This is a genomic window from Nocardiopsis sp. iso_238 (genome assembly GCF_056173325.1).
This window is the reverse complement of the sequence record NZ_CM149668.1, coordinates 1,711,286-1,722,276: the sequence shown is the minus strand read 5'-3', so window position 1 is coordinate 1,722,276 and position 10,991 is coordinate 1,711,286. Positions and strand designations below refer to the sequence as shown.

Genomic DNA, 10,991 nt, shown 5'->3' with positions numbered 1-10,991 from the left:
GGATTTTGGGCCGTGTTTCCTCTCCGGAGGCTCCGGGATCCTTGGAGGAGACCGGGTGTAGACGCGGGTCCGCTTCGCGGGCGACTCCATGTTCCGGCCGTACATCCCCCGTTGGAACCCCGTTGTCCCCGTGCTGGTCGTCCGGGTGCCGCACCGGTTCCGGCGATGATTACCCGTCCGCGCGGCAGGGCACGGCGTAGGCCAGGGGCGCATCTCCGCCCCTGGTCGCGAGACGCACCAGTACGCCTTGGACCACCGAAAGGAAGAGACGCCGGAAGGGAGAAGTCTGCCGTGACACTCGTAGACGCCCACATCCAGGATCGCTACCCCACCCGTGTGGACCCCGACCAGGGGAAGGGGTGGATCGAACGCCACGAACCGACCGTGTGGCCCGGGGTGACGGAGGGGCCCGCCACCACCGCCGAACTCGTCGCGCACGCCCGCGACGGTTTCCACATCCAGCGGGACCTGCTGTCCCCGCCGGAGGTCGCCGCAGCCCTGGACGAGCTCCGGGCGATGGTCGAGGATCCCGTGATCCGCGCCGACGAGCGCACCATCACGGAGCCCGCCTCCGACGAGGTGCGGTCCGTCTTCGACGCGCACCTGCTGAGTGACCGGATCGCCCGGCTCATCAGGGAGCCGCGCGTCCTGGACCACGCGCGCCAGATCCTCGGCTCGGACGTCTACGTCCACCAGAGCCGGGTGAACTTCATGCCGGGGTTCCGGGGCAACGGGTTCTACTGGCACTCGGACTTCGAGACCTGGCACGCCGAGGACGGTATGGAGGGCATGGCGGCGGTCAGCCTGTCCATCGGACTGACCGACAACCATCCGTTCAACGGCGGGCTGATGCTCATGCCGGGGGCACACCGCACGTTCGTGCCCTGCCTGGGACGCACTCCGGAGGACAACTACCAGTCCTCACTGAAGGCCCAGAAGGTCGGGGTCCCGCAGGAGGAGGACATCGCCGCGCTCGCCCGCGAGCACGGGATCGAGCAGTTCACCGGCCCGAGCGGGTCGGCCCTGTGGTTCGACTGCAACAGCATGCACGGCTCCGGCAACAACATCACGCCGTACCCGCGCTCGAACATCTTCGTGGTGTTCAACAGCGTGGACAACGCGCTGGTCGAGCCGTTCTCCGCGCGGGGACGCCGGCCCGGCTTCGTGGCCTCGCGCGACTTCACCACACTGCGCTCCTGATCCCCCGTGAGTGGCGCCTTGACCGGTACCGGTTCGCCGCGCATGATGCTGCGCCATGAGCCATGACCCGACCGCTGCCGTCGTCGTCCGTGACCTGCGTGTCCGGCGCGGCGGCGGCGTCGTGTTCGACGGACTCGGCCTGGAGGTGGCCCGGGGCGTGATCACCGGCCTGATGGGCCCCTCCGGATGCGGCAAGACCACCCTGATGCGCGCGATCGTCGGAACGCAGCGCGTCCAGGGGGGCAGCGTCACGGTGCTCGGCCAGGAGGCGGGGAGCGCGGGCCTGCGCCACCGCGTCGCCTACGACACCCAGGCGGCGTCGGTGTACTCCGACCTCACCGTCGAACAGAACCTGCGCTACTTCGCGAGACTGATCGGCGCCTCCCGGAGGGACGTGGGGCGCGTCCTCGACCAGGTGAACCTCCGCGACCGGGCCGGTCAGCGCGTGGACACGCTCAGCGGCGGCCAGGCCAGCCGGGTCTCGCTCGCGGTCGCGATCCTCGGCCGCCCCGAACTCGTCGTCCTCGACGAACCCACGGTCGGCCTCGACCCGCTGCTGCGCGAGGAACTGTGGGCGGTGTTCCGCTCGCTCGTCGCGGAGGGGGCGACGCTCGTGGTCTCCAGCCACGTGATGGACGAGGCCCTGCGCTGCGACCGGCTGCTGCTGATGCGCGACGGGCGCGTCATGGCCGACACCACGCCCGCCCGGCTGCTCTCCGAGACCGGGGCGGACGACCCCGACCGCGCCTTCCTGGCCCTCATCGAGAGGGAGGCCGGATGAACCCCGCGCGCACCTTCGCCACGAGCGGCCGCGTCCTGCGCCAGCTCGGCCACGACCCGAGGTCGATCGTCCTGCTGCTCGTGGCCCCGAGCCTGCTCGTCGGCCTCTTCGCCTGGCTCTTCACCGACACGTCGGTCTTCGACGACATCGGCCCGGCGATCCTGGCCCTCTTCCCGTTCGTGGTGATGTTCCTGATCACGAGTGTCACCACCCTGAGGGAACGCCGGTCCGGGACCCTGGAACGCCTCCTGTCGACACCGATCGGCCGGTTCGACCTCATCTTCGGCTACGCGTTCGCGTTCGGGCTGACCGCGATCGTCCAGGCCTTCGTCACCGTGCTGTTCGCCGTGTACGTGTGCGGGCTCGACGTCGAGGGGCCGCTCTGGTCGCTGGGCCTGGTCGCGGTCGTCGACGCGCTGCTGGGGACCGCGCTCGGCCTCCTCGCCAGCGCGTTCGCGCGCACCGAGTTCCAGGCGGTGCAGTTCATGCCCCTGCTGGTGTTCCCACAGATCATCCTGGGCGGGCTCTTCATGCCGCGCGACCGGATGCCCGACGTGCTCCACGCGATCTCGGACTGGCTGCCGCTGAGCCACGCGATCGACGCGGTGAACGCGGTGGCGGCCGGAGACGGGACCTGGGACGTGTACCGGCCGCTGCTGATCGTGTCCGCCTTCACCGTAGGCGCGGTCCTACTGGCCTCGCTCACCCTCCGCCGCCGCACCCCCTAGGACCGAGCGCACCTCCCGAGGGGCGCGCCGGTGGCGAACTCAAGCGAATCACACGAAACACGAACAACAATTCACGCGAACGCGAATGAGAAAGTGCACATGCATCATCTCGCGATCATTTCCCTTTCCAACCAGGGCACCAGAGAGAAGAGGCTGGAGTCTTTCTTGACGCACACTAATATGCGATCCTCGGGAAGGGGGTTCCACGCGGTGAGGATTCAGTTGTGCGGCTACAGCTTCTGGGCAACGTTCATCTGTACTTCAACGACAGGCTGGTCGACCTTGGTTCCGGCCGTGAGCGGGAGCTCCTGACCTATCTCGCGCTCGCTGGCCGAACTCCGTTGCCAGCCTCGGAGTTGGCGGGCAGACTCTGGGTCACACCTCCTCCCACATATCGAAGCACCCTGCACACCTACATCACTCGGCTTCGGCGGCGCCTGGACACGGCAGGCATAGAACGAACCGTGTTGTCACATGGAGACAGCGGCTACCGGATCAGGTTCGAGCCAGAGAACATCGATTGGGCAAGGCAGGGAAGCCTTCGGGAACGCGCGCACGCACACCGCCGCAGCGGACAGCACGCGCAAGCCCGTGCTCTGCTACGAGAAGCGCTGGAGCTACGCAGGGACACCCCGCTCGCAGGGCTCCCGGGCCAGTGGGCGACACGGATGCGCCAGACGATGGAGCAGGCTCACCAGGAGATCCTCGCCGAGTGGGCCGAACTGGCGCTCGACTCCGGAGAAACCTCCGAGGCGCTGGACGTCCTGGACAGGGCGCTTATGCTCTACCCCACCAACGAAGCGCTGCACAGATTCGTCCTGCGTTCGCTCAGGTCCGCGGGCCGACCCGCAGACGCTTTGGTGGTATACCAACGGTTCAAGAACCGGCTCAGTGAGGAATTGGGAGTCGATCCCTCCAAAGATACACAGCGGGAGCTCGAAGAGATCCTGCACGCAACGAAACCTTTCCCCCAACCCAGGAACAGGGGTAAACAGAAGGAATTCGACACACCCCCGCCTCTTGACAACCTGGACAGGGACCAGAAACTCTTCCGTGGTCGCGAACCCGAGCTGGCTCTTCTGACCTCACGGTTACGCGACCGGGGATCGACCTCTCCGAACGTGTGGGCCGTCAGCGGCATGGCCGGGGTCGGCAAGAGCTCTCTGGCGATGCGCGTCGCTCACCACGTCAAGAAGGACTTCCCCCAGGCCCGTCTGACCATGGACCTGCGTGGGAATCACGGGCACCTCGCTCCGCTGACCCCTTCGGAAGCACTCACCGAACTGCTTCGGCTGCTCCGGATCCCAGCGCAGCGTATCCCCGAATCCCTTGCCGAGCAGGTGGCGCTGTGGCGTGAACACACGCGGTCGATGCGTCTGCTCCTCATCCTGGATGACGCGGCCAGCGCAGAGCAGGTCGTTCCACTGCTCCCCGCGGGAGAGCAGTGCGCGGTACTGATCACCAGCCGCTTTCAACTCACCGGGATCAACGAAGCCGAGCACCTGCCCCTGGGCCTTCCTTCCCTGGTCGAATCCGCCGAGATGTTTGCCGCGGCAAGCGGACGTCCGGGCCTGCTGTCAGCGGAAGACTCTCTTCTCCAGGACGTGATCACACGCTGTGGCCGACTACCACTTGCGATGCGCCTGACCGCGACCATGCTCCGTCTCCAGCCCTCCTGGACAACGAGATCGCTCCTGGAACGCCTGTCTGTGGGCGGCGGAGGCTTGGACGCGTTCCGTGTGGGCCAGCTGGATCTCGGTCGTGTGTTCGACCTCGCGCTCCGATCGGTGAGCACGAAGGCACGACAAGCGTTCTCCCATCTCGGCCTGCACCCCACACGCATCATGAGTGGACCCATCGCGACAGCTCTCATCAGTGTCGACGAGTCAGCCGCCCGGGAGTCGCTGGCCGAGCTCGTGAGCGCGTGCCTGATCGAGGAACATCAGCCCGACCGGTTTCGAATGCACACCCTCGTGAAGGACCACGCTTCCAGCACCGTCAGGAGAGAGCTCTCCCCTGGCAGGGTTCGGGCCGCACTGGATCGCATGTACGAGTCCTACCTCACTCGGTCCGAAGCCGCTGACTCGGCTCTGCACCCCTATAGCCCCGGTCTGGGAAACCAGAATCCCCAGCCTCGTGACGCAGGATGGAACAGGAATCGCGCGGAAGCGTGGTTCCGAACTGAGTTGCCGAACCTGATTGCCTTGATCCACTCACTCCCTGACCAGGGACACGAACCCTCGGTGAGTGAACTCGCACACGCGATCGCCGAGTATCTGGATGTCAACGGCCCGTGGCATACGGCGTCAGCTGTCCATGAACGCGCACTGGCCTGGTCTCGGGACCATCAGGGCTCAGTGGAAATAGCTCGATCCCACTTCGACCTCGGTCGTTCTCTCCTGCGGGCGGGCAACATCCAGGGATCACTCCGAAACTTCCACGCCGCACAGGAACGATGGACCCGGATCGACGACCGCTTGGGAGAAGCTTGGGCACATGCCCTGCTTGGGTTGGTCGACTATGTTTCGGGACATTACAACCAGAGCCTGATCAAGCTTGAGAGCGCCCTGGAAACCTTCGAGGCCTCAAGGAACATTCAGGGGATCGTGTTCGCGCTCCGCCACCGGGGCCTGTGCCACTTCTCCGCCAGTTCCTTCCATGAGGCAGTTGCTGACCTGAGCGATGTGTTACGAGTACTGGAACGGTCACCAGATCCCCAGATCATTTCCGACGTACAACTGAACCTCGCTGGAGCGCTCCAGCAACTGGGCTTTCACCGGGAGGCATGGGAGCTGTGCGAGACGGTTCTTGAATCCGCACGAATAAGGTCAGATGATCGCCGATGTGCATTCGCCTGGACCAACTTGGGCGAGCTATCCCTGCATCGACAGCAGGCCGAGAAGGCGGTCGAGTGCCTGTCGGAGGCCCTGTCCTGTCTCGACCGGTTTCATGATCCATGGTCGAAACCTACCGCTCTGTGCAACATGGGAGCAGCCCACCTTCTACTAGACCAGAAGGAGGAAGCACGACGATTCTTCGAGAACAGCCTCGCTCTTCGCGGGTTCTCTCAGCCAACCACGATCTTCGACGCCCTTCATGGCTTGGCCGAGATCGAGCATGAGTACGGTCGTCAGAGCGCCGAAATCGACTACCTGGAGCAGGCGACCGTAGTGGCGGCTCAGCACGGCCTACGCAAGGAACGAGCCCATGCCCTGCATGTTCTCGGTCAGCGCCTCGTAAGCCTCCACCACACAGCCGAGGGGAAGGAGCACCTCACCGCAGCGCTCGCACTGTACGAGGATATGGGCGCCCCCGAGGCCCCGTTGGTTCGATCACTCTTGGAGGCACTTGTCTGACTTTGGGTGACTAAGCTCTGGTCCGAACCATTGGTCGGTCTCTGTAGGATCATCATCAGAGCGACAGAGTCGCTGCAAGCTGGCCGCGTTGCGGCACCCCTAGCACTGGATCGGGGCGCCGTGGGCATGCCCACGGCGCCCCTTTTCATTGCTCCGACCGACCGGACTCCAGTCTTCCTCTCCCAGGCGCTGGAGCACAGCAAGGATTGCAATGAAGTTCAACACTCTACACATGCGCACCGCCGTTGCGGTGGCCGCTGTGGCTGCTTGGGCCGTAATCTGGTCCGCCCCCGTGACGTCAGGGAGTGGAACCATCTAGCTGCGCATGTGTCAGAATCTCTCGCCCGCCGCTTTCAGCGGCGGGCTTTTTTCATGCTCGATACCTCGTATTCGCTGGCCTCAGTTGTACCGTCCAGGTATCTGCACGAGCATCTCCCTTGCGCTGCAGGGGACAGTGGCCTATCGGGGATTGCCCAGGTATCCCACCAGCAGGACACTGGATTATCAGTAGAACGGAACCCTGATCACGGACCCATCCCCCACTGTCAACGGAGTAACGTGGACCACTTCCGTCAGACCAGTCATCCGCACCCCCACACGAGCAACCGGATCCACGGCGAGGTCAAAGGAACCGCCCTCCAGATCGGATCGGTCCATGGCGGCATCCACCTGGAAGGCTCTCCTCATCGGACAGAAGCACGGCAGCTCCCCTCCCCTCCCCCGGACTTCGTCCGACGGACCTCCCTGGAGGCGCGCATCGCGGCGGCGGTGGCGCGAGCGCATACCGACAGGCGCAACGCACTTGTCGTGATCACCGGTCAGGCCGGCGTGGGCAAGTCGGCCCTGGCCACACGTTTCCTGCACGACCACCCAGAGCTGGCCGGGGACGGCCACTTCTTCGTCGACCTCCGGGGGTTCTCCCCTGGACAGCCGACCGACCCCAACCAGGCGTTGGAGGGTCTACTCCACTCCCTGGGCATGGACCCCAAGTCGGTACCGACCGAGATCGGGGTTCGGGCCGCCTGGTGGCGGTCGGCTACGGCGGAGTCACGCGTGGCCCTCCTGCTGGACGACGCTTTCACGGCCGCTCAGGCCCGAGTCCTCCTTCCCGGTGGGACCGGGAACACGGTGGTGGTGACCTCCCGCGTGAACCTCATGGGACTGCGAATGGACGGAGGCACGATCGTGCGGGTTTCCCCGTTGGACACCGACGAAGGGGTCGAACTCCTGAGCAGGAGGAGCGGTGAACCAGTCCCGGATGACGAGGACCAGGCGGCGATGCGTGACATCGCGCGGATGTGTGGAGGTCTGCCCGTGGCCCTGTGCGCCGTGGCCATATCCGAGGGCAACGACCGCTGGAGCTCCTGGGCACGGGTCGCGCGGGACCTGAAGGAGACCCAGGAACGCCTGGAAAGGTTGAACTCGATCGGAGAACGGGTTGGCGTCGAGGTGTCGCTTCGAGGGGCTTTCGATCTCTCCTACGAATCCCTGACCACCAGAGAGGCACGCACCTACCATCGGCTCGCCTGGCACCCCGGCCCCGAGATCACCACGCTGGTCGCCTCCTGCGTCACGGATGACAGCCGTGCCGTGTGTGAGGAAGTGCTGCGAGATCTGGCACAACAGCACCTCCTGATCGAGCACGGCCCGGGCCGGTACCGCTTCCACGACCTCCTGCGCCTCCATGCCAGGGAGAAGGCTTCCGAACACGAGAACGACGTGGCGAAGGAACAAGCGGTCACAAGGCTCGTGCGGACCTTCGCCGGGCTCTCCGTCGCGGCCGACGCGGTGCTGCGGCCCTACGCCGGTTCCCGTGCATCAGAGGCCACACCCACGTTCACCGATACCGCGCAGGCCACCCAATGGCTGCGCACGGAGAAGGACAACCTGGTCGACCTGATCGAGCTGGCACGACACGACCACCCCCAGGACGCCTTGCGGTTGACCGAAGGACTGTGGCCGCTCTTCCTCCACCACGGCCAGGCTCTCACCTGGTTGCGATCCGGGGAGGCAGCCATCCTGGCCGCGCGGGGGTTGGGCGACCGCACCGCACTCGGTCGGTTGCTCAACAAACGAGCCCTGGTCCACAGCCACTTGGGGAACGTCGACGAAGCGATGGTGGATCTGGAAGCCGCAGAGAAGATCTGGTCGCGCAAACGGGAGTGGAAGCGAGTGGCGCAGACACGTCAGCGGCGCGGCATCCTGGCCTTCCAGAACCAGGACTTCCAGGCTTCCGTCGACTACCTCCAGGACGCGCTGGAGGCGGACGAGATCGCTGGCGGTGAGCACAACATGGCCATCACCCTGTTCATGCTCGGCCGCGCTCACCTGGCCACCCGGGCTCCCGAGAAGGCGTTCGGGTACTTGGAGCGATCCCTGCCGCTTCTGTCGGGTGACCCCTACAACCAGGCCCGTGTTCGGATCGCTCTCGGGTCCGTTCTCGTGGCCCTGTCCCAACCTGATCGAGCCCACGGTGAGGCCGAGATCGCTCTGGAGGGGATGATCGCGCACGGATCGGTGTCCGGCCAGGGAAAGGCCTGGGAGGTCTTGGGGGAGATCAACGAGTACCGGGGCGGGGTCACCGCTGCGAGAGCCGCCTACGAGAACGCCCTGGAGTTGCTGTCGGAGGGAGACCCAGCCCGTCGCAGGGTCCAGAGGAGGCTGGACGGGCTGGGATAGTTCACCAGCGGCCCACGGACAGGTGGACCGGGTGTGTGCGTGACAGGTCGCTCAGCTCGTCGGAGTCCAGACGTCCGGTGTTGGGGAAGAGCTCCCCGACGAACCAGCTCGCGTGGAGAACGGCGTCGTGCAGGGCCTGTGCCGGGTTGCCGGCGGCCAACCATCCGTGCAGGAAGGAGGCGAAGAGGGTGTCGCCCGCACCGACGGTGTTGGCCAGGGGCCGAGGGAGCGGAGTGCGGGCGCTGATCAGCATCCCGTCCCTGGTCCCCACCATCGCGCCTTCGGATCCGAGACCCACTCCGGCGATCGCACAGCCGGGGTAGGTCTCGAAGACCTCCCTGATCCACTCCCCGGGTGGGCAGGGCAGGCGCTCGTGTGAGCAGAAAAGGATGTCGGCGCTGTGCAGCCACGCCCGCTGTCCGGGCTGGTGGATGTCGGCGATGCGGTGCACGTCGACCGCGATCGGCACTCCCGCACTGTGCGCGTGGGCGATGAGGGGACGCGAGAAGCCAACGTTGGTCAACACCGCGAGGTCCGCGTCCTGGACCACGTCACGGAACACCTGGGTCGGGTAGAGCGCGTCGTTGAGTCGGTCCAGGTAGGTGGAGGTGAGTTGGTGGCCCTCTTCGCTGACGAGACATATCGACAGGGGCGAGGAGGGGGTGTCCACACATCCGGGGCCGTAGAGACCCTCCTCTTCCAGTCCCGCCCGGATGGCCCGGCCGGGAACATCCTGGCCGACCAGGGTGCACAGGTCCACCCGATCGCCGAGACGGCGCAGGGTGACAGCGAGATTGGCGCCGACTCCACTGACTCCGGCGGTCATCTTCTGGGTCTCCACGCGCCGCCGCGGCTCAGTGAGATCGATGGTGCCCAGTGTCGCGGCCGTGCACAGGTTGGCGACTCCGGCGACGACGATACGGCGTTCGGTGCTCACAGGGACCTCCCCGGAATGTCGAGGAACAACGAGCGCAGGGGTCGTATGGCCACAGGTTCGTCGGGTTCGGGGATGTCCAACAGTTCGTAGAGCATCGCCCGGGTTCGCCGGGCGAAGCCACCAGGGTGGGAGCTGACCTCCTGGGAGAGTGACCTCAGGGCTTCCTGTTCTCCCTGCGTGAGCTCGCGCAGAAGATGGTCAAGGATCGGGAGGGTCTCCCTGGCGCGGGGCAGGGAGCGAAATGCTCGGCCCATGGGTGAGCCCGGGTCGACGTCCCCCGCCCCGCGCGAGTCCAGGAGAACGGGTCGCGAGAGGAGCGTCGCGTACAGGGAGGTCGAACCGTGATCGCCGAGCACCGCGTCAGCGGCGGCCAGGACACTGGTCCACTCGGCGGTTGCTGGGACGACGATCAGTCCTGCATCGACCCAGGCCCGCAACCAGGAGTGCACCTGCCAGGTGCCGTGAGCCGCCCAGACGTTGGGATGAATCAGTAGTGCCACGCGGCACTGGTTCCCACGGGACTGGTCCATGATCCGCCGCAGGGCCTCGCGTCCGGATCCCAACAGGGAGGAAGGGCCCCAGGTGGAGGTGGCCACCACTAGCCTTTCCGTGGGGCCTACCCCGAGTTCGCTTCGGCAACGATCGCGCTGGCGCAACGACTCCAGGAGCCGGTCGACGGCGGCGTCGCCGACCACGCGTGCGCTGCCCACCGCTTCCGGACACACCCGGCTGAGACGTGTCCCCTCATGGGTGTGGGCCAGAGCCAGGCGAGCCGCGACCAGCTGTCCGTCTCGGACCAAACCCTCACGGGCCAGCCCGTAGGGCTGTCGGCTCAGCACCTGGCGCCCGTAGACGGGGACGGGGGTGAGCTTGTTGAACCCCACCCCGTGCGCGAAAAGCACGATCGGGGCGAGCACACGGTCCAACTCACGGCTGACACTGGTGGCCAACGCCAGGTCGAAGCGAGTGCGGATCGCCTGTTGCCAAGGCACCACCACCGCCTCAATGGCGCCCAGCCATTCCTGGACACCCGCGCCGAACACGGCGTGCGGGGCGATGGTGAACACCACCTGCACACGGTGGTCGGCGGCCAATACGGCGATGGGGTCCATGAGCCGCTGCGCGTCAGCGACCGTGTGTGCGATGGCCAGGACCCTCTGGCAGTCCGGCCAGGTCGTCCAGCGTTCCGGTTCCACCCCGACCGGCGTGTGTATCCACTCCTGCACTCTGTGCCTCCCTGAGTCCCGCCCACCGGATGTGGGCGGCTACTGGGAGAGTGCGTGACCTGCTTGGACAGAGGGCTGGACACC

At 66.1% G+C, this 10,991-nt stretch carries 7 protein-coding genes; 5 read left to right on the top strand and 2 right to left on the bottom strand.

Going from position 1 to position 10,991, the window contains the following annotated elements:
• Positions 1 to 291: 291 nt before the first annotated feature.
• From thpD to AC0VYL_RS07620, 5 genes are all read left to right on the top strand, one after another.
• Positions 292 to 1,200 (top strand): ectoine hydroxylase, encoded by a 909-nt coding sequence (thpD, locus tag AC0VYL_RS07640; RefSeq protein ID WP_475460701.1) that lies wholly within the window; start codon positions 292 to 294, stop codon positions 1,198 to 1,200.
• 55 nt (positions 1,201 to 1,255) lie between these two features.
• The gene (locus AC0VYL_RS07635) at positions 1,256 to 1,981 is read left to right on the top strand and encodes an ABC transporter ATP-binding protein (RefSeq protein ID WP_475482707.1); all 726 of its coding nucleotides are present in this window, start codon (positions 1,256 to 1,258) and stop codon (positions 1,979 to 1,981) included.
• Positions 1,978 to 2,709: an ABC transporter permease gene (locus AC0VYL_RS07630; RefSeq protein ID WP_475482706.1), complete on the top strand. Its 732-nt coding sequence runs from the start codon at positions 1,978 to 1,980 to the stop codon at positions 2,707 to 2,709. The genes AC0VYL_RS07635 and AC0VYL_RS07630 overlap by 4 nt, the downstream gene beginning before the upstream one ends.
• 224 nt (positions 2,710 to 2,933) lie before the next feature.
• Positions 2,934 to 6,065: an AfsR/SARP family transcriptional regulator gene (locus AC0VYL_RS07625; protein ID WP_475482705.1), complete on the top strand. Its 3,132-nt coding sequence runs from the start codon at positions 2,934 to 2,936 to the stop codon at positions 6,063 to 6,065.
• Between the two features lie 558 nt (positions 6,066 to 6,623).
• Positions 6,624 to 8,744 carry an ATP-binding protein gene (locus tag AC0VYL_RS07620; protein WP_475482704.1) on the top strand — a complete coding sequence of 707 codons (2,121 nt, stop codon included), beginning with the start codon at positions 6,624 to 6,626 and terminating at the stop codon, positions 8,742 to 8,744.
• Position 8,745: 1 nt separating this feature from the next.
• Here the strand turns inward: AC0VYL_RS07620 and AC0VYL_RS07615 are convergent, their stop codons facing one another.
• The gene (locus AC0VYL_RS07615) at positions 8,746 to 9,681 is read right to left on the bottom strand and encodes a carbohydrate kinase family protein (RefSeq protein WP_475482703.1); all 936 of its coding nucleotides are present in this window, start codon (positions 9,679 to 9,681) and stop codon (positions 8,746 to 8,748) included.
• Positions 9,678 to 10,907 (bottom strand): hypothetical protein, encoded by a 1,230-nt coding sequence (locus tag AC0VYL_RS07610; protein WP_475482702.1) that lies wholly within the window; start codon positions 10,905 to 10,907, stop codon positions 9,678 to 9,680. Before AC0VYL_RS07610 ends, AC0VYL_RS07615 begins: the two co-directional genes overlap by 4 nt.
• Positions 10,908 to 10,991 lie beyond the last annotated feature (84 nt).